Origin of the sequence: Hymenobacter swuensis DY53 (genome assembly GCF_000576555.1) — a bacterium.
Classification (GTDB): Bacteria; Bacteroidota; Bacteroidia; order Cytophagales; family Hymenobacteraceae; genus Hymenobacter; species Hymenobacter swuensis.
The window spans coordinates 1,139,809-1,165,967 of record NZ_CP007145.1 but is presented as its reverse complement, the minus strand read 5'-3'; the positions used below and the strand labels follow the sequence as shown (position 1 = coordinate 1,165,967).

Annotated in this window: 17 protein-coding genes; 10 read left to right on the top strand and 7 right to left on the bottom strand. The window is 61.7% G+C overall.

Annotated elements, in window-relative coordinates; all coding sequences use genetic code 11:
- Positions 1-24: 24 nt before the first annotated feature.
- Positions 25-1,203: an acyltransferase family protein gene (locus HSW_RS06490; RefSeq protein WP_052346191.1), complete on the bottom strand. Its 1,179-nt coding sequence runs from the start codon at positions 1,201-1,203 to the stop codon at positions 25-27.
- Positions 1,204-1,605: 402 nt separating this feature from the next.
- Here HSW_RS06490 and HSW_RS06485 point away from each other — a divergent pair, with 402 nt between their 5' ends.
- From HSW_RS06485 to HSW_RS06475, 3 genes are all read left to right on the top strand, one after another.
- The gene (locus tag HSW_RS06485; RefSeq protein ID WP_044001286.1) at positions 1,606-4,737 is read left to right on the top strand and encodes a SusC/RagA family TonB-linked outer membrane protein; all 3,132 of its coding nucleotides are present in this window, start codon (positions 1,606-1,608) and stop codon (positions 4,735-4,737) included.
- 108 nt (positions 4,738-4,845) lie between these two features.
- Positions 4,846-6,411: a SusD/RagB family nutrient-binding outer membrane lipoprotein gene (locus tag HSW_RS06480; protein ID WP_044001285.1), complete on the top strand. Its 1,566-nt coding sequence runs from the start codon at positions 4,846-4,848 to the stop codon at positions 6,409-6,411.
- Between the two features lie 32 nt (positions 6,412-6,443).
- Positions 6,444-7,706 carry a hypothetical protein gene (locus HSW_RS06475; RefSeq protein ID WP_044001284.1) on the top strand — a complete coding sequence of 421 codons (1,263 nt, stop codon included), beginning with the start codon at positions 6,444-6,446 and terminating at the stop codon, positions 7,704-7,706.
- A 78-nt stretch (positions 7,707-7,784) separates the two neighbouring features.
- On the opposite strand, the gene HSW_RS06470 is transcribed toward HSW_RS06475, so the two are convergent.
- The 4 genes from HSW_RS06470 to HSW_RS06455 all read right to left on the bottom strand — a co-directional run bounded on the left by HSW_RS06470 (position 7,785) and on the right by HSW_RS06455 (position 12,245).
- Positions 7,785-9,575: a glycoside hydrolase family 10 protein gene (locus HSW_RS06470; RefSeq protein ID WP_044001283.1), complete on the bottom strand. Its 1,791-nt coding sequence runs from the start codon at positions 9,573-9,575 to the stop codon at positions 7,785-7,787.
- Positions 9,576-9,808: 233 nt separating this feature from the next.
- Complete coding sequence (locus tag HSW_RS06465) at positions 9,809-10,441, bottom strand: M15 family metallopeptidase (RefSeq protein ID WP_052346190.1); 633 nt, start codon at positions 10,439-10,441, stop codon at positions 9,809-9,811.
- A 68-nt stretch (positions 10,442-10,509) separates the two neighbouring features.
- The gene (locus HSW_RS06460) at positions 10,510-11,727 is read right to left on the bottom strand and encodes a serine hydrolase (protein WP_197031954.1); all 1,218 of its coding nucleotides are present in this window, start codon (positions 11,725-11,727) and stop codon (positions 10,510-10,512) included.
- A gap of 317 nt (positions 11,728-12,044) precedes the next feature.
- Positions 12,045-12,245, bottom strand: coding sequence for a hypothetical protein (locus tag HSW_RS06455; protein ID WP_044001282.1), 201 nt, complete (start codon positions 12,243-12,245; stop codon positions 12,045-12,047).
- 228 nt (positions 12,246-12,473) lie between these two features.
- Between HSW_RS06455 and HSW_RS06450 the strand changes: the two genes are divergently transcribed.
- The 4 genes from HSW_RS06450 to HSW_RS22605 all read left to right on the top strand — a co-directional run bounded on the left by HSW_RS06450 (position 12,474) and on the right by HSW_RS22605 (position 16,760).
- Positions 12,474-13,598 (top strand): hypothetical protein, encoded by a 1,125-nt coding sequence (locus HSW_RS06450; protein ID WP_044001281.1) that lies wholly within the window; start codon positions 12,474-12,476, stop codon positions 13,596-13,598.
- 101 nt (positions 13,599-13,699) lie between these two features.
- The gene (locus HSW_RS06445) at positions 13,700-14,536 is read left to right on the top strand and encodes a rhomboid family intramembrane serine protease (protein WP_052346189.1); all 837 of its coding nucleotides are present in this window, start codon (positions 13,700-13,702) and stop codon (positions 14,534-14,536) included.
- 113 nt (positions 14,537-14,649) lie between these two features.
- Positions 14,650-15,555, top strand: a complete 906-nt coding sequence (locus tag HSW_RS06440) for a T9SS type A sorting domain-containing protein (RefSeq protein ID WP_044001280.1) — start codon at positions 14,650-14,652, stop codon at positions 15,553-15,555.
- Positions 15,552-16,760, top strand: coding sequence for an alpha/beta hydrolase (locus HSW_RS22605; RefSeq protein ID WP_052346188.1), 1,209 nt, complete (start codon positions 15,552-15,554; stop codon positions 16,758-16,760). The genes HSW_RS06440 and HSW_RS22605 overlap by 4 nt, the downstream gene beginning before the upstream one ends.
- 264 nt (positions 16,761-17,024) lie before the next feature.
- Here HSW_RS22605 and HSW_RS06430 read toward each other — a convergent pair whose 3' ends face one another.
- Complete coding sequence (locus HSW_RS06430; protein ID WP_197031953.1) at positions 17,025-19,529, bottom strand: glycoside hydrolase family 31 protein; 2,505 nt, start codon at positions 19,527-19,529, stop codon at positions 17,025-17,027.
- A gap of 139 nt (positions 19,530-19,668) precedes the next feature.
- Here HSW_RS06430 and HSW_RS06425 point away from each other — a divergent pair, with 139 nt between their 5' ends.
- Positions 19,669-20,754, top strand: a complete 1,086-nt coding sequence (locus HSW_RS06425) for a glycosyltransferase family 4 protein (RefSeq protein WP_155832854.1) — start codon at positions 19,669-19,671, stop codon at positions 20,752-20,754.
- Positions 20,751-21,233: a YdeI/OmpD-associated family protein gene (locus HSW_RS22600; RefSeq protein WP_052346187.1), complete on the top strand. Its 483-nt coding sequence runs from the start codon at positions 20,751-20,753 to the stop codon at positions 21,231-21,233. The genes HSW_RS06425 and HSW_RS22600 overlap by 4 nt, the downstream gene beginning before the upstream one ends.
- Before the next feature lie 62 nt (positions 21,234-21,295).
- Here HSW_RS22600 and HSW_RS06415 read toward each other — a convergent pair whose 3' ends face one another.
- Positions 21,296-23,350 carry an alpha amylase C-terminal domain-containing protein gene (locus HSW_RS06415; RefSeq protein WP_052346186.1) on the bottom strand — a complete coding sequence of 685 codons (2,055 nt, stop codon included), beginning with the start codon at positions 23,348-23,350 and terminating at the stop codon, positions 21,296-21,298.
- A gap of 294 nt (positions 23,351-23,644) precedes the next feature.
- On the opposite strand from HSW_RS06415, the gene ggt reads away from it, so the two are divergent.
- A complete protein-coding gene (gene ggt, locus HSW_RS06410) occupies positions 23,645-25,498 on the top strand; it encodes a gamma-glutamyltransferase (RefSeq protein ID WP_044001278.1) in 1,854 nt (617 codons plus the stop codon).
- The last annotated feature ends 661 nt before the right edge of the window (positions 25,499-26,159 follow it).

Here is a 26,159-nt window from a genome sequence, read left to right as displayed (position 1 = left end):
GACAATACAGCGCCACGGGAACGGTCAGACCTTGATGATGATGTTACGGCGGTACATTAGCCAGAGCACTGCCAGCCAGATGAGGACGCACGTAACAGCCCCGGCCAGGGAAGCGTTTACCGGGCTGAAATACGGCACAAACAGCGTGTCATAGAGCCAGGTGCGCAGGCCCACTTTCTCACCGGTAATCCCAGGCACCTGCACCATGTTCAGCAAGCGCGGAATGAGCCCGGAGAGGAAAAAGGCGGTAATGGCATTCACCCCGAACACCAGCGGGACCAGCGTCCAGCGCCGGTAGTGCTGCACATCTACCAGCCAGTATAGCCCCGCCAGCGTGGCCAGGGCCAGGCCGCCGGTATACAGCACGTAGGAACTGGTCCAAAGAGCCTTATTGATGGAAAACCACCCGTTCCAGACCAGGCCCGCCAGCACGCAGCCCACGGCGCCTACAAACAGCCAGGCCACCCGCGTGGCCGGCTCCACTTCCCGGCGACGCAGCCACTGGCCCGCCAGCAGCCCCAGCAGCCCGGTACCAATGGCCGGTAGCGTGCTGAGCAGGCCCTCGGGGTCCCAGGTGCGGCTTTGCTTCCAGAGGTGGGCTTCGCCGAGCACCGTGCGGTCGAGCCAAGCCCCGAGGTTGGTGCCGGCTTCCAAGTTGGCGGGGCCGTAGCCGGGCACCGGTACCAGCTGCAGCAGCACGTTGTAGAAAATCAGCACGAAGGCCAGCAGCCCCACCTGCTGGCGGCGGCTGGTTTTCAGGAATACAATGCCGCACACCAGAAACACCACCGCAATACGCGCCAGCACGCCCGGAATCCGTACCGTGCTGAAATCAAACTTCGGAAACAGGGCCGAGAATAACCCCAACCCGAACAGAATGGCCGCCCGTTTCAGCACCCGCAGCATGGTACGCCTGTGCGTAGCGGGCTGCTGCCGGGTGCCATCCAGCGCATACGTGATGCTCACGCCTACAATGAACAGGAAGAAGGGAAAGATCAGGTCGGTGGGCGTACAGCCGTGCCAGTGCGCGTGCTCCAGCGGCGCGTAGATGTGGCCCCAGTCGCCGGGGTTGTTCACCAGAATCATGGCCATGACGGTAAGGCCCCGAAATACGTCGAGTGACTGAAGGCGGCCGGGCTGCGAGGCTTCGGCCAGCGGCGTGGCTCCGGTGGTGTTCTGGGCGGCCTGGATAGTGGTTTGCATACAGAGCGGGGCAAAGTGGATAGATGCAATTGGCAAGATGCATTACTCCTCGCATTTCACTACGCACTGGCGCGGAGCCACCGAAAACAACCAGTGGAGCATCAGATACAAAACCTAATCTTACCTTCAAAAAATACCATATATAGTTGTTTCGCTAGGTTTGAAATGGTAGTTTTAGCTGAATTGTCCCGATTCGCCTCTCTTTTCCGCCCGTTCCGCTCTTCCCTTACCCGTTCCCACCTCCTGCCCTGCTCCCCCGGCTGCTACCTGGCCGGGTAGCCTTCTTGTCCGGCCAGCTCCCGCCCGGTTCCCGATATCCTGCCATAGTCCAACTGGTGCGCACTCTCTCAGCTGTCGCCCGGCCCTCGTTTTCCTTTCTTCCTCTCTCACTCTCTATTGCGTATGAAAAAACGTTTATGGTCATCCCCATTGGCTCTGGGGCTGATGCTGGCTACGCCCTCCGTGTGGGCCCAGCAAACTGCCAGTACCATGCAGGGCGTGGTAACCGGCACTAACGACCAGCAGCCGATACCCGGCGTGAACGTGCTGGTGAAAGGTACCACTATCGGTACCCAAACCGGCGTGGATGGCAGCTACACCCTGCCCAACGTGCCTTTCGGCAGCACCCTGGTATTCAGCTTCATTGGCTATAACACGCAGGAGTACCGCGTGGGCAGCGCCACTACGGCCAACATCAGTCTGGCGCCCGATGCCAAAAGCCTGAATGAAGTAGTTGTAACCGGCTATGGCATTAAGCAGGAGCGACAGGAGCTGAACTATAGCGCCCCCCAAGTGAAGGGCTCGGAACTGGTCGAAACTCGCCAGACCAATATTGTGAATGCCTTGCAGGGCAAAGTTGCGGGGGTCAGCATTACGTCTTCGGGTGGGGCTCCCGGCGAGGGCGCGTCCATCGTAATCCGGGGCGGCAACTCGCTCGATGGCAACAACCAGCCGCTGTTTGTGATTGATGGTATCATCATGAGCAACAACTCCTTTGTGGAGAGTACGGCGCCCGGCGGCGGCTCCGGCTTCAACGGGTTGCTGGGGCGCTCCACCGCCAACCAGAACCGCGCCGGCGACCTGAACCCCGAGGATATTGAAAGCATGACGGTGCTGAAAGGCCCCGCAGCAGCAGCTATTTACGGTCTGCAGGCTGCCAATGGTGCCGTTATCATCACCACGAAAAAAGGCGCGGCCGGCCGGGCTACCATCAACTACCGCACGCAGTTTTCGGTGGATGAGGTGAGCCGCCTGCCCAAAGTGCAGGACCAGTACAAGCAGGGCAACCTGGGCCTGTTTGATGCGGGCACGCGCAACTCCTGGGGGCCGCGCTTTCAGGATGGCGAAACGGTGTACGACAACCTGGGCAATTTCTTTCAGGCGGGCAGCGCCTGGCAGCATTACCTCACCATTTCGGGTGGTTCTGAGCGCAATACCTTCCTGTTTACCGGCTCGCGCAATGATGTGAGCGGCGTGGCTCCTACCAGCCTGTATGACAAGACCACGCTGCGGCTGGCCGGCACTTCCAGAATGACGGAGAAGCTCTCGGTAACGGGTTCGGCGCAGTACATGAATACCGGCGGCCGCAACCCACTGCAGGGCCCCGGCCTGTTTGGGGGCAGCGGCGGCTATTTGGTGAGCCTGCTGAGCTGGCCCCAGAACGATGACGCTCGCGTGTACCTGAACCCCGATGGCACCCGCCGCCGCCTGCTGGGGGCTGCCACCGCCGCCACCGACGCCGACAACCCGTACTTCACGGTGTACCGCAACCCCCAGACGACGCGTACCAACCGCTTCATCGGCAACGTGCAGACGACGCTGGACCTCTACAAGTGGCTGGCGGTCAGCTACAACCTGGGCACCGATTTCTACGTGCAGAAGGACCGCTCCGTACGAGCAGTCGGCACTTCGCTCACGGCCAACCAGGATGGCGGCCTAGCCGAAACCGTCAGCCTCAACCGTCTGCTCAATTCCAACTTCCTGCTGACGCTCAAGCACGATTTCAACGAGAATCTGGGCGGCTTTGTGGTGCTGGGCAACACCATTGAAATGAGTCGCAGCGAGGTAACCGATAACATCGGACTGATTTTTCAGAATCCCAACCCGGCCGTACCATCCATCAACAACACCGTCAACCGTAACACACTCATCACCAATACTGAGCGGCGGCTGATTGGCAACTTTGCCCGGATTGGGGTGAACCTGCTGGGCCAGGTGAACCTGGAGCTGAACGGCCGCCTCGACCAGTCCTCTACCCTGCCCCGGCCCGATGAAAACAAGAACTTCGGAAAGGCCTTTGCCTACGGCTCCGCCTCGGCGGGCTGGCAGTTTACCAAACTGCTGGGCCTCGACCAGAACCCGTGGCTGAACTACGGGAAAATCCGGGGCTCGATTTCCGAAGTGGGCAAGGATACCGGCCCGTACCGCGTCGATTCGCCGCTGGCCCAGGCCACGTACATCGGGGGCGGCTTCCGCAACGGCTTCTTCGGCTCGAACCGTTTGCTGGTGCCTGAGCGCACCCGCGCCTATGAGGTGGGCGTTGATCTGCAGTTTCTGCGCAACCGCCTGGGACTCGAGGCCAACGTGTACCAGCAGGTTACCCGCGACCAGCTGATTGCGCCCCGCGTGAGCCAGGCAACCGGCTTTATTCTGCAGTACATCAACGGCGGCTCGGTAGAGAACAAAGGGCTGGAAATAGCGCTGCGCGGCACTCCGGTGCAAAACAGCAACGGGTTTACCTGGGATGTGGTGGCCAACTTCTACGCCAACCGCAACAAGGCCACCAAGCTCCCCGGGTTCCTGACGGAAGTGTATCAGTCGGATGCCTGGGTGATTGACGTGGCCCGGGGCGGCGCATTTCCCGGTAAGCCGATTTCCTCCATCAGTGCCCTGGACTACCAGCGCAGCCCTGATGGCCAGATTCTTATCAGCCCCACCACCGGCTACCCGCTAGTGAACACCAGCACCTTTATCTACGCCGGCAACCGCGCCCCCGACTACACGGTGCAGGTAACCAATACCCTCACTTATAAAGGCCTTTCGCTGAATTTCCTCTGGGACTTCCGCAAAGGTGGAATGGTGGTCAATGGCAACGACTGGCTGGCTACCCGCACCGGCCTGAGCGAACGGACGCTGGACCGCTACAAGCAGGTAGTGTTTGAGGGGGTAGTACGGCAGGCCGATGGCTCCTTTGTGCCCAACACCCGGCAGGTAGAACTCAACCAGACCTACTACCAGAACATTCTGGGCGTGATTGGCACGCCCTACATTGAGGATGGGTCCTGGTCGCGCCTGCGCTATGCTACCCTCACCTACCGCCTGCCCGGCAAGCTGTTTGTGAACTCCACTTCCGTGCGCGGAGTGGAGGTAGCGGTAACGGGCCGTAACCTGCTGCTGTTCACCAAATACAGCGGCGTAGACCCCGAAACGGCCGCGGCCGGCGCGGGGGTACGCGGCGGTGGCTCCGGCGGCTTCGATTACGGCAGCATCCCCGGCACCCGGGGCATGGATATGAGCCTGCGCGTGAATTTCTAATTGGATGGCTGCTCTGCTTCAACAGCGGGGCGGACAGGAACACTGTTTCGCGCCCTGCCGAACAGCCATTGTACCATCCAATAAATTAATAGTCAAGCATTTCAATCAATGAAAAAATACCTTCTCCTACTGGGTCTTACGCTGGGAGGAGGGGCGGTACTCAGCTCCTGTGAAAGTTTCCTGGACGTGAATACCGACCCCAACAACCCCATTACCTCCACCCCGAACTTCCTGCTGCCCGGCATTATTTCGCAGGGCATCCAGACGCAGATGTTTACGGCCCTTACTACCACCTACCTGAGCCAGTACACGGTGCGCAAAACCCCGGCCAGCAGCACCGACCAGTACAACCTGACCAACGGAAACAGCACCAATACCTTCAACTATACCTACTTCTACTCCGCCGGCAATATTCCCACCATGTCGGCGGCAGCGGAGCAGGAAGGCTCGCCGCATTACGTGGGGGCCGGTAAAATTCTGATGGCCATGGACCTGGCGCATGCCACGGATATGCTGGGCGACATTCCGTACACCGATGCCTTTAAGGGCGCGCAGAACTACACCCCGCAGTATGACTCGCAGGAAAGCATTTACCAGACTATTCTGACGCTGTGTGACGAAGGTATTGCGCTGATGCAGAAGCCGGCCGCCGAAAACTTCCGGCCGCTGTATATTACCTCGCCCAGTATTTCGGGCGACATTCTGTTCCGGGGGGATGTGCAGAAGTGGATCCGGTTTGCCAACGGCCTCAAGGCCCGGCAACTCAACCACCTCACCAAAAAAAGCACCTACAATCCGCAGCAGATTCTGACGCTTATCGACCAGAGCATGACCGGCTCGGCCGACGACGCACAGTTGCAGTACCAGACGGCGGTAGCCCCACTGGCCAGTACCACCAACATCTTCGGGACCACGCGCAACAACTACGCCACGGCTACCTTTTCCGGCAACATCATCCGGTACCTGAATGGCAACGTGGGCAGTGCCGCCTACCCCGGCGTGGCTGACCCGCGCCTGACGGTAATGGCCACGGCCACCAGCACCGGCAACGACCCCGGTGTAGCGCAGGCCAGCACTGCCAACATCGTGAACGGCTACACCGACTTCTACAGCTCCTGGTACGCCCGCGACCTGGGCTATTTTGAGGTACTCACCTTCCACGAGCTGAAGTTCATTGAGGCGGAGGCGGCCTTCCGGGCCGGCAACCTGGGGCGTGCCCTTACGGCCTATCGGGCCGGCATTCGGGCCCACATGCAGAAGATAGGCGGGGGCGGCTCCAATGCGCTGCCGCCGGTTACGTTTCCGCTCATTTCGCAGGCCCAGATTGACAGCTACCTGGCCAGCGCGGCAGTGGCCCAGAACGAGGGCGAACTGTCGCTCAAGCGCATTATGGAGCAGAAATACATTGCCATGTTCCTCAATCCGGAGTCGTGGTCGGACCTGCGCCGCTTCGATTTCGACCAGACCATTTATCCCAACCTGAAGTACCCGAACAACGCCAACAGCACCCTGGCCGCCAAGCCCGACCTGAAAGACCGGTGGCCGCGCCGCATGTTGCCCGGCGCAACAGAAGTGCTCTACAACCCGCAGGCCATTGCCAAGCTGTTCAGCGAAGCCGGGGCCACGTCCAATGATGACTACGTGGGCAAGCCCCTGTGGTGGGACCGGCCCTGATTGTATCCTCTCTGCTTTAGCTCTTCTGACCCATGACGATAATTTCTGCTTTATCCCGCTGGCAGCGTGTGCTGCCGGCAGTTCTGCTGGCCCTGGTGGGCCTAGTTTCCACCGGCTGCGAGAAAGAACCCTTCGATGACACTTACAACGTGGTAGGTGAAACCGGTTTCACCACCATTGTTACCACCGGCGCCACCAAGTACGCCGCCGGGGAGCGGGTACTGCTGGCGGTGCCCTACAACGCCAACGACAACCTGCAGGAGATCAGCATTTTTCAGGTAATTAACCGGCAGGACTCGGCCGTAGTGGGTACCTTCCCGGCAGCGGGCGTGTACAATGCGCCTTCCCAGACGCTGGTGCAGCAGCTGGCGTACACCGTCCCGGCGAATCTGGCCAATAAAACCCCGGTGCGGGTGGATGTGACGCTCACCTTCGCCAACGGCAGCCGTAGCCTGCGCCGCTTCACCTACAACGTGGCCGCGCCGGTTACACTCAAATTCGGCGCTACGCCGGCTACCTACCGCAACGGCCTCAGCGCCACTGCCCAGGCCGCCGGAGATATTATCGGCTACGCACTGGTTATCAACGAGGGCGGCGTAGGTGTGTTGCCTACGCCGCCGGCCACTACCACTTCTACGCTGTACAAAAACGTGGACAGCCTGGCCTACGGCTACGTGGATGACGCGGGCAAATCGTTCCGGTTGGGCGTGGTAGCGGCCCCGTCTAACGGCATTGCTACTAACCGCACCGTTGATGTACGCGTGCCAGCCGGACAGGCCGGTAAAACCATCCGCTTCGTATTTTATGCCTACTCCCAGACGCAGGTAACGGCCCTAACTTCCGCCCCACTGGCCGTAGCTGCCCCCACCAGCTTCACGGGCCTGAAAACCGGCCGCGTCAGCTTCGGCCCCAACTCCTCCCCCGATTCGCTGGCCTTCAACCTAAAAACCGGCCTCAACGAGCCCGCCGCCAACCCAGTCACGGCCAAGGATTTGCTGATAAGTAATATTTCGGGCGGAGCGGTTTCGCTGAGCGCGGCCAATACCACCCGCTACTACAAGTTGCCGGCCGCCACCGTGGCTACCGGCTACTATAACACGGCCACGGCCAACGCGGTAGGCACCCTGCTGTTCCAGAACACTACCTCTGCCGACCTAGGCGCCGTGGCCCTGAACGACGTGTACGCCGTGCGGGTACGCGGTACCGGCGAGATGATGCTCCTGCGCATCACCGGCGTGAAACCCAGCACTGCCGGTTCCACCGGCCGCGTTAAGTTCGAATACCGCACGTTGTAGCTCACCTCTTCGTCCCAACAAAAAAGGCCGCTCATGGAGCGGCCTTTTTTGTTGGGAGTTCAGGCCCCAACCCGACAACTACCGGCCGCCAAACAGCCGCTCGAAGAAGCCGCCGCGCCGCTTGGTTTTGGTTTTTACCTTCACTTTGGTAGGCGTACCAGCCGGCCGCGTAATCACCGGGCGAGACGGGGCTGACGGCACCGGTGCGGTGGCAACTGGCGGCACCGGAGTTGGCGCGGGCTGTGGCACCGGTACCGGCGCGGGAGTTGGCTCTGGTGGGGCCTGCTGCGCCACAATTACTTCGGCGGGGCGGCCGTTGGTGCGCACCGAAATGGGCCGGCTCTCATTGTGCAGGCGGTCAAAGGCGGTGAGGTAGTAGGCGTAGCTTCGGCCGAAACGGGCCGTGGTATCCTGAAACTGCAGTTTGCGGCCGGCCTGGGGCCGCACAATAGCCAGCAGATTACGCGGGTCGTCGGGGCTGGGCGTCTGGTCCTCTTCGAAGCGGTAGAGGGCATAGTAACGGGCCTCGTCGCCGTCGGCAGCGGCGGGACCGGACTGCCACGTGAGCGTGTTTACGGTGAGTTGGGTAGCCACGGTGAGCTGCTGGGCCGGGCGAGGCGGCACGGCATCAAGCCAGGGCATGGTGGGCACCAAAGCTGGGTAGCGGAACTCGTGTAGCCGCAACGAATCGGTGGTGTGCAGAGCATTTGCCATCAGAGAGCGGGAGCTGAAAAACACGCTGCCATTGACTTCGGCCGGGAACGTACGGTTGAAGCGCACCTGCCGGGGTAACTCGCGCGGGTTGCGCCACACGGTGTCGGCGCGGGTACTTTCCAGCATGCGGTACGCGCCGTGCCCGATGTACATGTGGCGGCCGTTGGCATTGCGCGCCCACCACTCCACCAGCACCGGGTACTGCGCCACTCGAAAACCAGTACTCCAATACAGCTGCGGCAACAGGTAATCTACCCAGCCCTGGCGTGTCCATTCCAGCGCGTCGGCGTACAAGCCATCATAGCCCTGGAAGGCTTTAGTGGCCGAGCCGTTGGGGTCGGAGGTCTGATTGCGCCACACACCAAAGGGCGAAATCCCAAACTTCACCCACCGCTTGGTGTGCTGGATGGAGTCGTGCAAATCCCGGATGAGCAGGTTCACATTCTGCCGCCGCCACGCCGCCACCGGCAGGTTATCGGGGTTGAAGCGGGCAAAGGCGTCCTCATCGTGAATAACCTGGTTGGCCTCCGGATACGGGTAGAAGTAGTCGTCGAAATGCACCCCGTCGATGTCGTAGCGGCGCACCACATCCAGAATTACCTGGTTGATGTAGGCGCGCACTTCCGGCAGGCCGGGGTTGTAGAGCAACTTGCCCGCGAAGCGGATAAACCACTCGGGGTGCTTGCGGTAGGGGTGGTTGGCGGCTAGGCGGCGCGTCACGGTGTCCATGGTAGCCCGGTAGGGGTTGAACCATGCGTGAAACTCCATGCCTCGGTTGTGGGCCTCTTCGATGAGAAAGGGCAGCGGGTCGTAGAAGGGGGCCGGAGCCTTGCCTTGCGTGCCGGTCAGCCACTTGCTCCAGGGTTCCAGGCTGCTCTGGTAGAAAGCATCGGAAGCGGGCCGCACCTGCACAAATACAGCGTTGATGCCGTTCTGCTGGTGCTCATCGAGCATGCGGCGGTACTCGCGGCGCTGCTGCTCGGGCGTGAGGCCCCGGCTACTGGGCCAGTCGATATTCTCGACGGTAGCAATCCAGACTCCGCGCAGCTCCCGTTTGGGCGGCACATCGGCCGCCCGGCCCGGGGTGGGCAGCAACAGGAAAAAACTCAGGAACAGAAAAAGCAGGAAGCGGCCGGCGGCAATTAATTGAAACATCCTCGTAAAGTTAGGGAGTGCGCCGGTGAACTGACGGAGGATTTGTCATGGCGAGGAGGCACAACAACGTAATCCGTCCTTTTCCAAGTTCTGAGTACTTATGAGGCAGAAAGCCTCTGACGCTGTTTCCGGCGGCAGAGGCTTTGGAAAATGCCTGCGTTCCGAGTTCATATAAGGAGTAGCTGCGCTGTCCTTCGGGTGCTTCGCGCTGCTCGCCATGATATGGCATTCCCTCACTCTCTCCCTAATTCCTCAAACGGCAAATCCAGCAGATCGAATTCGGTCCAGCACTGGTGGTCGAAGTGCCACCACTCGCCGGGGTAATTCACGAAGCCCTGCCGCTTCATGGCGGCCAGCAGAATACTGCGGTTGAAGAGTACGTGCGGGGACAGATTGCCATACCGGGAGTGCGCGGCTGGCGTCAGCTCGTCGAAATCGGTGGGCAATGGCAGGGGCCGGCCGCTAGCGTGCTCCACTAGGCCCACATCTACGGAGCAGCCCCGGTTGTGGCGGGAGCCGCGCCAGGGCGGGGCTGCAAAATTCTCGTCGCGGACGTGCTCGTAGAAGCTCACCGTTACACTGTAGGGCCGGTAGGCATCGTACACGCACAGGCCCAGGCCCAGGCGGCTCAGAGCGGCCTGTACCCGGGCCAGGGCCTCGGCTACTGGCTGCCGCAGCAGCGCCCGTGCCTGCGAGTACACCGGCCGGCCCAGCAGGTTGCGGGCGGTGGCATACCGAATATCCAGCACCAGCCCCGGAATCAGGGCCGCCAGATCCACCAAGCGGCGCTCCGGCCGGGCCGCCACTCGGCGGCGGTAGTCCCGAATCGAAGAAATTACCGTGAGGCCAAAGGGGTTGGAGGACATAGAACGCGGAAGAAAGTCAGAACCGCATACGCCCGTTATTTCCATACTGTTATCGGCAGGCTACGCAGCTACCGGCCGCACCGACGCAGCTCACTCTGGTACAGCACGTTGCCTAGTTGACGCAAAAAAGGCAGCCCCACCGTATCGTACTCATATTGATCGTCGTTGAGTACCTCGTCCTGATTCACGTACACCACCACGCTCAGCAGAAACTCCACGCCCTGAGCCGGGTTGGTGATGTAGGCGTTATCAATGAGAAAGCCGTAGGCTTGTCCGATTTTATTGTAGATGCGCACGCCCTCAGGTAACGGCCCTGGCGCGCCGCCAGCCAGCAGAAACTTGGCGTAGTTATCGGAGAAATGAACGGCGTCGTAGCGGGGCCAGCGGCTCTGGCGCGGCAGCTGATGCAGGTTATCGAGCACCAGACGCCGGTCCAGGGAATCGAGCCGGAACTGATGCCGCGCCGGCACCGCCGCCGGAAACAGCACGGCCCGTAGGGTGCGCTGCAAGTCATGTAGGGTGGTAGTGTTTTTAAAGCTAAAATCGAGCGGCTGATCAATACGCTGGCTGCCTCGCAGGTAGGCTTCGCCAACGGACTGCCGCCGTTGCCGCCGCCGGGGCCAGGCGCCGGCAAAAGTGGCCGCCGGCTGCACGTATAGCGGCCGGGTAAGGCTGGAATCGGCAAACAACGCCAGCGGATTGGTGCGCCGCGCGGTCGAGTCCTCGTCGCCTACCGAGAGACGGTGCCGCAGCACGGTGGCGTACAGGCCGTGGCTCCGCAGGCCCCGTTGCAAACCGGCCGGGCCCACAAACTCATACAGGCGGTTGTAGGCATCATTATCACTCACCAGCAGAATTTTGCGCACGTACTGAGCCAAGCTGGCCCGGCCGTTCTGGCTGCTGGTATCGCGCCAAACGGCCCTCTGGCCCCAGCCTGCCGAGTCGATGCGCAGGGGCGAGTGGCTGCTGAGGTCCGGAATCTGGCGGCGCAGGTCGTGCAGCTTTTCCAGGGCCAGCACGGCCGCGGGCAGCTTAATGGCGCTGGCCGGATAGAAGTACTCCCGGGGCCGCAGCCGGTAGGCATAGTGGCGAAAATGCACCCCTCCCTGCCTGTCGCGCCGGATGCGGGTGTAGAGAATCTGCAAGCGGTAGCGTCGGCCCTGCCGTGCCACCGGAGCCAGCACCGAATCGGTGCGGAGCAGGTGGCGCAAGGAAGGCTGGCCTGCACCCGGCTGAGCCCCCAGCCCAGCCCACACCAACAGGCCCGCGCAAACAAGTTTCTTCATACCCCGCAAGATACCGGGCAGGTGGTAAAAGAGAAGTTCATCATGCCGCGAGAACGTCATGCCGAGCGAAGGCGAGGAATCTCGCGTGCTGACGTATGATTACCACCACAACATCAGCACGCGAGATTCCTCGGCAAGCTTGAAATGTCATTCTTATAAATTGATAATTTGCAATTTAATTACCCTTGCAACTGCAGCCCGCCAGTTACTTCGGCTGCGCTTCTGCACAACGTTCTTTTTCCTACAAAAAAACACCCCGCTCCGAGCCGGGTACAACCAGCCCGAAGCGGGGAAACACGAGGCAAACAGCTGGCAACCTACTTGGCCGGCTCTTCGGGCGTTGTCTTTTCTTCTGACTCATCAGTCTGGCCGCCGCCCTCAAGGCCGTTGGTCTGGTCACTGTTGCCATAGCCACCCCGGATACCGTCGCCGCTATCCTGAGCAAGGTCCTTCTGGGTGGTTTCGGGCGTTTTTGGGGCTTGCGGGTCGTTTTCGGGCTGTTGGGTTTTCTGAGCCATGATGCTAAAGTGGGGGAATGAGGAATGAGTAGAAGGCTACCGGGCCACCTGTGTTGCCCGATAGGCGGGTGCCACGGCTGGTGCTGTTGGAGCCGGTAACCGTTATGCGGCACGTAGCCAGGCTATACGCGCTTTGGTGGACGTTGTTGGTAAATCAGTACTGGAAATACGAGGGTTTCTGCCGAATTTAGAGCCGCTTTTCTCTGCTTTTTTTCTTCGCTATCCATTATGTCTGTTCCCTCTGATTCCTTTCTGCAAAAAACCACCGAAGAGCTGCTTTATCTGGTGCAACACCCGGAGCTATATCACCCCGAGCTGCTTGCCGAAGCCGGCCGGGAACTGCGTCGGCGCGGAGCAACAGTGCCACGGCCGGCCCACACGGAAGCCGCCCCCGAACTCAATGAGTATGAGCAGCCAGCGGCTTCCTCCGTGATGCGCTGGTGGCCGGCAGCGGCTATTGGCGCAGCCGTGCTGGGACTGGGCTGGTGGGGTCTGCGCGATTCGTCGGGGGGGGCGGCAACCAAAGCCAAGCCTGCCGAGGCGAAACCCATTGTGCTGGAAGCCGTGCAGGCAAAGCAACTGCCTGCCTTCGAGGTCGAAGCGGCCCGCCAGGTGGCCGCTACCCGTCGCCAGCTGCCGGCTGCCGACCGTGCTGATACTACTGCCACCGGCCGTTTTGCCCGCACGGCCCGGCGCTATTGGCTGGCCGAAAACGCCGCCACCTACCTCACGGCCCAAGCCCAGGGCGACTCGGCTTCCTCCGTCTTTACGGGCCAGATTGACCTGACGCTGGAGCGCATTACGTGGTTTATGAAGGCGCGCGCCTACGACCAGCATCTGCACCCAATTATGGAGGAACGCCTCAATGAAATGCAGCAGGGCCTCACGCTGCGCCGTTCCTCGCTCCAAACCATCAAATCCCAGTATGAATTGGGAGCTGAACTAACCAATGCCGAAGCTGCTTTCACTGAGGCCGCCGAAGCCGCCGATATCAGCCGGGTAGTGCAGGGCCTGCCTTCACAGAAAGCTCCCATTGCCGGCAACTTAGCTACGTTGGGTAGGGCACCCAAAACCGCGCCGGCGAAAGAAGGCTACACCGAAGTAAAAACCCTGCCTGCCCCGCGTCAGAACCAGAATCCGCTTTATATCATCGACGGCGAAGCTCTGCCCAGCGACCCTTCGACCGGTGAAGCGCCGGCCGGTATCCGCAATCTGCCCGCGTCGGCCTTTGCCCGCATTGTGGTGGTGAAGCGGCAGACGGCAGTCAAAGCCTTCGGCCCCCGCGCCCACGACGGGGCCGTACTCGTGGTGACGAAAGCCGCCGCTAACCGCAGTACCGGCACCTCCCTGTAAGCAGCAATGGTAATCCTGTCAGGTAGTCAGCCCTGGCAGGATTTATGACGCCGCCCCCACTACACCGCGCCGGTTGTTTTGGGGGCGGCTTCTTGTTGCTTATGTCCGATTCCCCCACTCCCGCCGAGCTGTTTGCCCGGAAAACCGACGCCGAGCTGCTATATCTGGCCCAGCACGCGCAGCAGTACCCGGCGGCCGTCGGTCAGGCGGCCGTGCGGGAGCTGCAGCGGCGCGGCCTCGTGCCGGACGTACAGCCGACGGCGGCAGTACCGCCCCCGCCTTCCGCTCCTGAGCCCACGGCTGGGGGCGTGACCTGGGGAGCCATCCGGGGCATTTTCGGGTTCCGGGCAGGCTACCGCGTCACGCCGTTGCTGCTGTGGCTGAACCTGCTGGCCTACGCGGCACTGGGCCTGAGCGGCAGCAGCTTCTGGCAGCCCACCGGTGCCGACCTGATTCGGTGGGGCTCCAACTTTTCGCTTCTTACGCTGCCCGCCGAGCCGTGGCGACTGTTGAGCAGTACGTTTCTGCACGGCGGCGTGGCCCATTTGCTGCTGAACATGTCGTCGTTGGTGCTGCTGGGGCTGCTGACGGAGCGGCTGACGGGTTCCCGCCGAATGTTGCTGGTGTATCTTCTATGCGGGGTGGGTGGAAGTCTGGCCAGTCTGTGGTGGCACACGGCGGGCGTAAATTCGGTGGGGGCTTCGGGGGCCATTTTCGGGCTGTACGGGCTACTGCTGGCTACGCTGGTGCGGCGGCCGGCAGCCTTTTCCCGCTCGGAGCGGTACACCGTGCTGCTGTTCGTGTTTTATCTGATGATCAGCAGCCTCACGGGCGGCCTGCAGGCTCATACCACCGACAACGCCGCCCACGTCGGTGGCCTGCTGACCGGGGCCGTGCTGGGAGCTGCGCTACCCCCGCCTACCCCATCTCCATCCTAGCTTCACCGCTTCATCACCCAATGATGTGATATAAAGCAAATTACAATATATAGTATATTTACAGTATAGCAGACTCAGGCGGAGTCCGGCAGTCATTTTACGTGCGGAAGGCAATGAAAAAGCTGTTTTACTTACTGGTAATGAGTTGGATGGGCAGTGGCTTGCTGCCAGTGCAGGCGCAGGGAATTGTGAATGGCGGCCTGGAAACCTGGGCTGCGCGCGGCGCAACCGAAAGCCCGCAGGGCTGGTATTCCTCCGATGAGTTGTACAGCGGCCAAGGCATTCCGCTGGCCCTAGGCACCGTCACGAAATCTACGGACCGGCAGGCGGGCAGCTTCGCGGCCAAAATCGAGAGTAAGGCTTTTTTCGGGGCACCATTTCCGGGCCTCCTGATGCTGGGTGACCGGTTTCGGCCGTCCGGGTTTGGCATTAGCGGAGTGCCCTACACGGGCCGGCCGGGCAGCCTGCAGTTCTGGTACAAGCTGAGCACGGCCACCAACGACACGGCCGGCGTGTACATCGTGCTGACGCGCGGCGGCGGTAATGCCATTCAGGCGGTGGCGGGCTACGCCGATGTACTCCCCGCCCGCACCACGTACGGCCGGATTTCGGTGCCGTTAGGCTACGTATCGGGCCTGACTCCGGATACGCTGCGGCTGTTTTTTGTGGCCGGAAACGGTCAGAGCATCGGCGTTTCCACGCTCTACGTCGATGAAATATCATTGCAGGGCACGGCTACCGCCACGGCCCCGCCCCGCCTGCAACAGGCCCTGAGTATCTACCCCAACCCAAGTGCCGACGGCTGGTTTCAACTGGCTTCCCTGAGCGAGCCTGCTGTGGCCACGGCCCCCTACGAGGTAACCGACGCGGCCGGCCGGCTCGTAGCCCGGCAGGCGGCAGCCCCACTCAACCAGGCCAGCGGCCGGCGCGTAGAGTTGCACGGACAACCGGCCGGAGTGTATCTTTTGCGACTCAGCACGCCGGAAGGGCCGCTGACGCGCAAACTCCTCATTCCGTGACCGAACCCGAAGACCCTACCATTCCCGATTTTCCATCCGATGCCGACCCGCCCCGTCCCTCGCGGTGGCGACGAGCCGTAGCGGCCGTGGGCCGGGCGGCCCAGGCCCCGTTCAACGGGGCCGGCGTGCTCTACCGCGTGGGCCAGGACAACCTGCATTTCACGCTGCCGGTGCTCAATGGTGCCTTTGGTGACCAGCTGGCGGCCCGCCAGGACCGGCGCGCTATTCACATGAGCTTCCGCCGCTACGGGGCCGATGTGCCGGTAGCGGATCTAGGTTTACTGCCCACGGACAGCGGCCGGCCGCGCAAAACGGTGGTGTTTCTGCATGGGCTGATGGGCGACGAGGTGATCTGGCAGACTGGCAATGGCCCCGATGACCTGCGCTTCGGGCCACGCCTGCAGCGGGAGCTGGACGTGTGCTGCCTCTATCTACGCTACAACTCCGGCCTGCACATTTCCGACAACGGCCGCCAGCTGCATGCCCTGCTCACGGAGCTGGTCACCACCTACCCTGGTGCGGTGGGCGAGCTGGTGCTCGTGGGCCACAGCATGGGCGGCCTGATCATTCGCTCGGCCGGACATTACGGAGGAATTAAGAATGAAGGAGTAAAAAGTAAAAACGGGACAGATTCGGCTCATTCTACCGACGAGGGTACTGCCCATCCAACGACCAAAAACCAAAAACCAACGACCAAAAACGAGCCTCCATCCTGGCTGGAGCACCTGCGGGACGTGTTTCTGCTGGGCGTGCCGAATGACGGCTCGTTTCTGGAGCAGAACAGCCACCTGACCAGCCTGATTCTGCGCAAAATCAACCTGTGGCCCACCCGGGCTATCAGCGGGCTCATTGACCAGCGCAGCAACGGTATCAAGGACCTGCGCCACGCCCGCCTCACCGACGAGGACTGGCAGAATGAGCACGCCGACGACCTGTTTCCGCCCCGTACGGTGGTGCCGCCGCTGCCCGGGGTGCGCTACCACATTCTGGTGGGCTCGTTGCTGAAATCGGCCAATTCCGCCCTGCACGACTACTTCGGCGACGGGCTGGTGGGCGCGGGCAGTGCCCGTGGCCGCATCTTCCAGGACCCGGCTGCCCCGCCCGAGCTGCTCATCAGCACCCACATCTACTCCAAGCTCCACCACGGAACCCTGCTCAGCAGCCCCGAAGTATACCAGTACCTGCGGGAGCGGATTGGGGAGTGAGGCTTTTGGGGCGTGAGGGTAAGAGGGCTTGAGGGTAGGAGTTGTCGTTGCAAGGAGGCACAACGTTCCGCGCATCAAGTAGTGCCAATCCTTACTTTCCGAAGAGCTGACCGTAGATACGCAGAAAGCCCCTGACGCCAGCACGGACGTCAGGGGCTTTCTACATTTCAGGGTTTTGCTCCGTGTGAAGGAAGGCTTAGCTGCGCTGTCTTTCGGGTGCTTCGCGCTGCTTGCAATGACAACTCCTACCCTCCCACCCCCAAACTACCCAATCACCAGCTCCGTGAAACCAGCTCCAACTACCACGGCGGGCAGGGTGAGGCCGGTTTCGAGGGTGGCTTCGGTGGCGGTGGCGGGCTGGCCGTCGGTGCTGAAGGCGGTGGGCTGGAACGGCAGGCCGTGCAGCACCACGCGGTAGGTGGCCCAGGTGGGCTGGTAGTCGCCTTCGGTTTCCTGCTGGAGCAACAGGCCCTGGGTGGTGCCCGTCACACGGAAGCGGCGGGTGGTGCGCTGGCCCTGCTCGTAGCCGTAGCCTTCGCCGCCGTCTTCGTAGAGCACGCTGGTTTCTTCCCCCTGCTTGAAATACACGTGCAGGGTCACTTCTTCCACCACTTTCTCGCCCACGTACTGCATGAGCGGGTACATAGGCACCACGGCCCCGGCCTTGATGAAGATCGGAATGCGGGTGAGGTCGGCGGCGGCCCACACTTCCTGGCCGCCGGCCTTGGCCTCGTCGGTGTAGTAGTAGAACCAGTCGCCGCGGGGCAGGTACATCCAGCGGCCGTCGGCACCGGCCGTGGTGATGGGGCACACCAGCAGGTGGTCGCCGAGGCTGAACTCGGCCATGCGCAGGTAGGTATCGGTATCGGCCTGATCAAGGAAAGCCAGGGGGCGCAGGATGGGCGTGCCGGCCGTGGCGTACTGCCAGAAGGCGGTGTACATGTAGGGCAGCAAACGGTAGCGCAGCTCAATGAAGCTGCGGGCCACTTCCATGTAGTACTCCCCGAACGACCAGGGCTCCTGGTCGCCGTGGTCACCGGAGCTGTGGGTGCGGAAGAACGGGTGGAACGCGCCCAGCGCCACCCAGCGGGCGTACAGTTCGCCGTCTGGCGTGTCAATAAAGCCTCCGATATCGGAGCCTACGAACGAGAAGCCCGAGATGCTCAGCCGCTGGCACTGGATGTTAGCCAGCCACAGGTGCTCCCAGGAAGCAATATTGTCGCCGGTCCAGCCGGAGGAGTAGCGCTGGCCGCCGGCGTAGGTGCTGCGCGTGATGGTAAAGGGCCGGTTGGGGTAGCTGAACTGCTTCACGCCTTCGTTGGTGGCGCGGGCCATCTGCATGCCGTAGATATTGTGGGCCTTGCGGTGCGAAGCGCCCAGGCCGTCGTAGCCAAAGCGCACATCGTCGGGGAAAGTGCCTTTCTCGAACACGGCGGGCTCGTTCATGTCGTTCCAGACGCCCTTCACGCCGGTTTCCTGAATCAGGCCCTTGAACAGGCCAGCCCACCACTCGCGCACCTCGGGGCGGGTGTAGTCGGGGAAGTGGCAGAGGCCGGGCCACACTGAGCCCTTCATCAGGGGGCCGTCGGCGCGGCGGCAGAAGTAGTCATTCTTGAGTGCCTCCCGGTGCACCGCGTAGTCGGGGTCAATCTTGATGCCGGGGTCGATGATGACGATGGTTTTGAAGCCGTCCTCGGCCAACTCCCGCACCATGCGCTGGGGCTCGGGGAAGTGCGTGGGGCTCCAGGTAAAGCACCGGTAGCCATCCATATAGTCAATATCCAGGTACAGCGCGTCGCAGGGGATTTTCCGGTCGCGGAAGCCCTGGGCAATGGCCTTCACGTTGCTCTCGGGGAAGTAGCTCCACTTGCACTGGTGGTAGCCCAGCGCCCACAGCGGCGGCAGCTCGGGCGGGCTGGTGAGGCGGGTATACTCCTGGGTGACTTCCACGAGCGAAGGGCCGTAGATGAAGTAGTAGTTCATCTCGCCGCCCTGGGCCCAGAACGAGGCCACATCGGCGCGCTCGGCCGCGAAGTCGAAGGAGGCCTTGAACGTGTTGTCGAAGAAGATACCGTGGGCCACCTTCTGGTGCAGGCCCAGAAAGAAAGGAATGTTTTTGTAGAGCGGGTCGGAGCCTTTCTGATAGCCGTAGGTATCGGTGCCCCAGTTGGTGAACTGCTTGCCACGCAGGTTCATGTTGTCGGGCTTGTCGCCGAGGCCGTAGTAGTGGGCCCCGCTCTGCACCTGCTTGCTCATCTTCACCAGGTCGTTGCCCGAGTCATAGTCGTACTCCCAGTGGAAGCCTTTCTCGTCTTCGGTGAGCACCAGGCCGGAGCGGTTGAGCACGCGGGTGCGCAGGCTTTCCTTGTCCACCACACAAATCAGGCGGTCGGTGGTGATGCGGTAGTGGTCGGGCTTCTCCCGAAACTCCAGAAACTCCAGCTCCTGGCGCACGGGCACGCCCTCGGCAAAGGCATAGCTGAAATCCTTCGGAAAAGGCCCCTCCGGGCTATACCGGAAGCGTAGCACCTTGTCGGTGATTACCTGCAGACTGAGCTGCACGCCGTTGTCGCAGCGGAAGATGAAGTCTGTGCCCTGTCGCTCGCCCGCCACTACCCGCCCGGGGCGGAGCTCCTGGCGCGCCTGCGCGGCCAGGTCATTGACCATGTAGTTACTATCGAAATTTTCGGCCATGCGAACAGGTGCGTCAGGGAGAAACTGGGGATAAAAGGCGCGGCGCGGCCAGGCGGCGGCTACGGCGAACAGCAAAGGTAAAAAAGCAACCGGGTACGGCGCAGCCCCTGGCGGCTGGGTTTTCGACTGAACGCGCATTTCGCACTACGGGCACCTTTTTTCTCTACCTTGCCGTACGCCGGTATACGCTTCTGCTGTCTGATTATCCTCTAGTATGACCCCCGCTCCTCTTCACGTGCTCCTGCTCGGCTGGAACGATGCGCCCCGCGCCGGGGAACAGCCCGTACCCGCCATCCGTCCGTTGGTTGATATCCTGGCCCCTCACGCGGCCCTCTCGGTGATGGTGCCGCACCAGCCCCAGCCTGCCATCAGTAGTACCGCCACCACGCGCGTTACCTCCCTCACCGACCTCACCCCGGCCGAAGCCCGCACCACCCGCCCCGACGGGCCAGCAGCCTGGCAGCAGCCCGCCGCGCCCTACGTCGGGTCCGGCAACGAGCAAACGGCCAACGGAGCCAGCGGCGGTTGGGGCGTACCGGCCGCGCCGTATCAGGGCGCTACACCGGATCTGGCCGGAGCCGCCCCCAACGTGGCCCTGCCCAATGCCCTGAACCTGTCCCACCTGGAGGAGCGCCCCGCAGTAGTTGACCAACGGGCCACGCGCCGGGCGGTGGAAGCATCCATCGCCACAGCCGGAGAGTTAGAAGAAGAAACGCTGCAGGAGCAGCCAGTGAGCGGGTTTATACCGGAAGAAAGAGAAGTGGCAGAAGCACCCGGGCAGACCGTTGCAGAGCTGACACCCGCCGATCAGCCGGCTCCGGCCCGCACCAACCTGGTGGAGGCGTTGGCCGCGCTGGGTGTCGATCTGGCCCCGGATGCCGACCTTAATTTTCAGGTGATTCAATACGCCCGCTTTGCCACTCGTCGGGCCTTACTGGAAGATTTTGCCGTGATTTACGCTGCCGATTGGCCAACCTGGCTGGCGGCCCTGGAAATCCGGCAGCAAACGGGCCGGCCACTAGTGCTGCACGTGCACAGCTTGGCCCAGGAGCGCGCCACACCCGCCGACCGGGGCTGGGCCTTGGAGCTGGAACGCCTGGCGCTGCGCCGGGCCGATATGGTGCTGGCCGCTTCCGACGAGGTGGCCCACCTACTACGGGTGCGCTACAACGTGGCGCCCGAGCGGCTACAGCTGGTTGACCCCACTGATACCGAAACGCTGAATACCGTACTTCACCAACTTGAACACAGCCTGACAGGACGTCAGCCCGTAGTGCCCTTTTTCCCTCCTACCGCATGAGTTTCGAAACACCCCTCCGCCACGAATTTGACGCCCCCCTGGAAATGGACGGAGCCGACAGTGGCGTTTTTCTGGCCGTTCCCTTCAACGTAGCCGACGTATATGGCACGAAGGGCCCGTTGCCCGTCCGAGGCACCATTGATGGCTTTCCTATCCGCCAGAACCTGACGCCCGCTGGCGACGACCTGCATGTGCTGAGCGTGCGCAAAGAGTTGCGTAACACCATCGGCAAGACCTGGGCCGATATGGTGCACGTAGTGCTGGAGCACGACACCGCCCCCAGCGGCCTGGAGTTGCCCATTGACCTCACCCGCGCCCTAGACCGGGCCGGTTTGCAGGCCCAGTTTGAAGCGTTGTCCTATACCCAGCAAAAAGAGCTAATTCAGCGCGTAGCCCGCACCAAAAAGCCCGACGCCCGCTCCCAGCGCATCGAAGATGTGCTGGAAATAGCCCGCACCGGCCGCAAAACCAAGCAGTAGAAATCATCACAAAAAAGCCGCCCGCTTCTCAGGAAACGGGCGGCTTTTTTGTGATGTGAACTTTACACGCGGGCCAGCACCAGGGCTGTGCGGCTGGTCACGTAGAGGCTGAGCTTGGCGACGCCGTCTTCTTGGAAGGTTTCATAGGTCAGGCTGTCATCAACCCGGCCGAAGCCGCCGAACTGCGCGTCGTCGGAATTGAGCACGATACGGTAACGGCCTGCTGTTGGCACCACGAAGCGGTAGTCGGGTACGCTGCGGTCCACGTGGAAGCTGATGACGAACACCAGATTGCCCCGCTCAAATACCATGACTTGGTTATTCGGGTCGATGTTGAGCTGGTGGGCCGGGCCAGCGGTGAGCAGGCGGTTGGTTTTGGCCAGATGCAGCATGGCCTTGTCAAACTGCAGCAGGTACTGAAATTTCAACTCCGGATTATCGGCCAGGCTCCACTGGCGGCGGGCGAAATGGTGGCTCCAGCCGTTGCCCTCGCGCGGGAAATCCACCCACTCGGGGTGCCCGAATTCGTTGCCGATGAAGTTGAGGTAGGCCTCCCCGCCCAGACTGAGCGTGGCCAGCCGGATGAGCTTGTGCAGAGCCACACCCCGGGCCGTGATGGGGTCGGGGTCGGCGCGGTGCATGTGCTCGTAGATAGCCGAATCGAGCAGCCAGTGGGCCAGGGTTTTGTCGCCTACCAGGGCCTGGTCGTGGCTTTCGGCATAGGCCACGGTTTTCTCGCCGGCCCGGCGGTTGGTGAGCACGTGCCAGAGGTCGTAAAGGTTCCAGTCCTCGTCGCGGGTATGCTTGAGCAGCTTAATCCAGTAATCCGGAATACCCATGGCTAGGCGATAATCGAAGCCGATACCGCCCTCCTCGATGGGCCGGCACAGGCCGGGCATCCCGCTCATGTCCTCAGCAATAAGCAACGCGCTACGCTTGATTTCGCGCACCAGCGTAGTGGCCAGTTGCAAATACAGGATGGCGTCCTCGTCGGCATCGGGGCCGAAATACTGCTCATAGCCGCCAAAGGCCACGCCTTCGCCGTGGTGCTGGTAGAGCATGCTGGTAATGCCATCAAACCGGAACCCATCGAAGTGAAACTCCTCCAGCCAGTAGCGCAGGTTGCTGAGCAGAAACTGCTGTACCTCGGATTTGGCGTAGTTGAACAGCTTGGAATCCCAGCCCGGGTGGTTGCCGCGCGCGCCCTCGTGGAAGTACTGGTTGCCGGAGCCGTCGAAATCAGCCAATCCTTCAGCCTCGTTTTTCACGGCGTGGGAGTGCACCACGTCCAGCAGCACGGCAATGCCCCGGCGGTGGGCCTCGTTGATGAGGTGCTTGAGCTCCTCGGGCGTACCAAACCGCGACGACACGGCAAAGAAATTGGCCACATGGTAGCCGAACGAGCCGTAGTACGGGTGCTCCATCACGGCCATCAGCTGCAGGCAGTTGTAGCCCTCGGCCTGGATGCGGGGCAGTAGCTGCTCGGCAAATTCCAGGTAGGAACCCACTTTGCCTTCTTCCAGAGCCATGCCCACGTGAGCCTCGTAAATCAGCGGCTCGCGCACAAAATTCGGCACCCGGAACTTCTGATCTGACCACGTAAACGGCTGCTCGGGCCGCCACACCTGGGCGGCGAAATCCTTGGTTTCGGGGTGCTGCACGGCGCGGCGCAGGGTGGCCGGCAGCCGGTCTTTGGCCCCGTGGCGCGTTACTACATGCACTTTGTAGAGCGAGTAGTGTGTGAGCCGGTCCTGGTACTCCTTGTCGGCCAGAAACACTTCCCACACGCCGTCCTGCCCCCGGGTGAGCGGGGTGGCCTGCCGGTCCCAGCCGTTGAAGTCGCCTACTAGGTAGAGCGCCTCGGCGGCGGGAGCCCACTCCCGGAACCAGTAGCCCCGGCGGCGGCCGTCATAAGTGAGGCCCAGTCGCTGGTGCGCGAGGGCGAATTTGCTGAGGGAACCGTGCTGCGCGGTTATTTCGGCTAGGCGCTGCGTGAGCCGCTGCTGCCGCTGGAGCAGCACGGGCTCGTAGGGGGCCAGCCACGGGTCGTGCTGCACAAGGGGCAGATGCGCCGTGGTTTCTTCTGTAGTAGCGGGGGCCAGCGGTTCGGTCGTCATAGTCAGGGCACAGTTCTGGTTCAGGCCAAAGCTACGCGGATTAGGGAACCGGGGTTGGTTGTAGGTTAGCCGGTTGTGGTTGCCGATTGGCCAGTTGTTTGCCTTGAGCCCGCCCTGGCATGCAACGGCCGGTTCCGCAGGTGGGGTAGCTGCTTCGGCAATAAGGAGGACAGTAAGCAGCTGCCTCGTCGCCAAACGACGCTTTTTGCTACTGATACTGTGCGGGCCACCCTGCTTTCTACCGAAGTATAGCCACGCGCTTTTCCCTATGGCCTCGCCTACCTTTACGCTTCTATGCGCCACCGTATTCCCTTCCTGCTTCTGACGGCCTTAACCGCCTGCACCACCGCCCCGCCCTCCGCAACCGCCCCCGGACTTACCACCGCTACGCTGGCCGCGCCCATTCCGGCGGCCACGCCCGTAGTGGCGGCCAAAGCCATGGTGGTGTCGGCCCACCCCGAGGCCACGCGCATCGGGGTAGAAATTCTGCAGAAGGGAGGCAATGCCTACGACGCGGCCGTGGCCGTGCAGTTTGCCCTGGCCGTGGCCTTCCCGGTGGCCGGCAACATCGGGGGCGGCGGCTTTTTGCTTTACCGAGGGACCGACGGCCAGGAAGGCGCGCTGGACTTCCGCGAAACCGCCCCCGCCGCCGCCTCCCGGGATATGTACCTCGATGCCCAGGGCAACGTAATTCCCAACCTGAGCACCCGGGGCCACCTGGCGGCCGGCGTACCCGGCACCGTGGCCGGTATGTGGGTGCTGCACCAGAAACTGGGCAAGCTGCCGTGGAAAGACGTGGTGCAGCCGGCCGTGGACTTGGCCGCCAAGGGCGTGGTGCTGACAGCGAAAGAAGCCGCCGGGCTGAATAATACTACGTTTTTCACTTCTGACGGAGGTCACATAGAGTGGGTAAAAGAAGCGAAAGAATTCAGCAAACATGTAGCTCTCTGGATAAGAGAAGTAGACAGTATTGGGAATGGCCCCGTAGTAGTACCCCCTGCGCAAATTGCCGCGCTCTATAATCCATATAAGCGGCCTAGCTCCGCATGGCAGCCTGGCGACACGTTACGGCTACGGACACTGGCCGCCACACTCAGCCGCATCCGCGACCAGGGCAAAGCCGGTTTTTACGAAGGAAAAACGGCCAATTTGCTGGTAGCCGAAATGCAGCGTGGCAAAGGCATCATTACCAAGCAGGATTTGCTGAAATACGAGCCTAAATGGCGTACGCCTCTGCACGGCCGGTACCGGGGCTACGAGGTGCTCACGTTTCCGCCGCCCAGCTCCGGTGGCGTGGCGCTGCTGCAGATGCTGCAGATGCTGGAGCCCTACAACTTGGGCCGGGCCGGCTGGCACTCGCCTCAGGCCACGCACTGGATTACCGAAGCCCAGCGCCGCGTGTACGCCGACCGCGCCACCTACCTCGGCGACCCGGACTTTGGCAAAGTACCCGTGCCGCAGCTGCTGGAGAAGGACTACAACTGGCGGCGCATGGCTACCACCCTGCCCTACCGCGCCACGCCCAGCGCCCAGGTGACGGCCGGGGCCAACCTCCCCGGCTACGAATCGGACCAGACCACGCACTACAACGTGGTGGATGCCCAGGGCAACGCTGTGAGCTGCACCACCACCCTCAACGGCGCCTACGGCAGCAAAGTAGTGGTTGCCGGAGCCGGCTTCCTGCTCAATAACGAGATGGACGACTTCAGCAGCAAACCCGGCACGCCCAACTCTTACGGGCTGGTAGGCGGCGCTGCCAACGCTATTGCGCCCGGCAAACGCATGTTGTCTTCCATGACACCGGCCATTCTGACGAGGGGCAAAAAGCTGGCCCTGGTAACCGGCACGCCCGGCGGCAGCACCATAATCACCAGCGTATTGCAGTCCATCCTGAACGTGGTGGATTACGGTATGAATGCCCAACAGGCCGTGGCCGCGCCCCGCCTGCACCACCAGTGGCTCCCGGATCAGCTTGACGTGGAAGCCGGGGCGCTGCTGCCCGCCGCCCAGGATACGCTACGCGCCCGGGGCTATATCCTTAACCCGCGCAATGCCTGGGGCCGGGTGGAGATAATTCGGGTGCTGCCTGACGGGCGGCTGGAAGGCGGTGCCGACCCGCGTGGCGACGACGCGGCGGCGGGATACTAGCACTGCCTGCCCGTCGCCGTTACGTTCTGCACAGACGCGCTATGGCTAATACGAGCTTCGTTTTTTTATCATTTAAATACTATTAACTACATATAAAATTACATTAAATACTCCTTACGGTGGCCCTAAAGGCTGGTCCTACAGTTCGCAGGATACAGCGAATTGGGCGGCGGTGGCCGCCTGTATCGGCCGTTACTCGATTTTAAAACCCTTTTCTTTCAACCACTTATCAAATCTGTACACACTTTGTCTACGCCTCTTTCTAGGAAAAACAGCTTTGTGTGTCGGATCATTGGAGCATGTTTCAACGGATAGCTTCTGATTCCGGAATAGCCTGCTTCGCCAATGCACTTTCCATGGCAGGCCAGTACCATCCATACGCTCTCTACCCGCCGTCAAATACTCCTTGCGACCTTATCTTCTACCCGGCCCCGCGGGGCCGGGTAGAAGATAAGGCCTAACTCTGCACCCCGACGATGTGGCAACGGAAGTACGCGTCGATGCAACTAATTCAATAAAAAATACTATCTTTTTTATGTCTATTCTATACTAAACGCATTTGAATAAGTCCGATCATTCAGTAGGCCACTAGGGGCAGTTTTGGTTCTTTGACAGACAGTAGTCATCTGAACAAAAAAGGCTCAGGAAGTGCTGGAAGCAA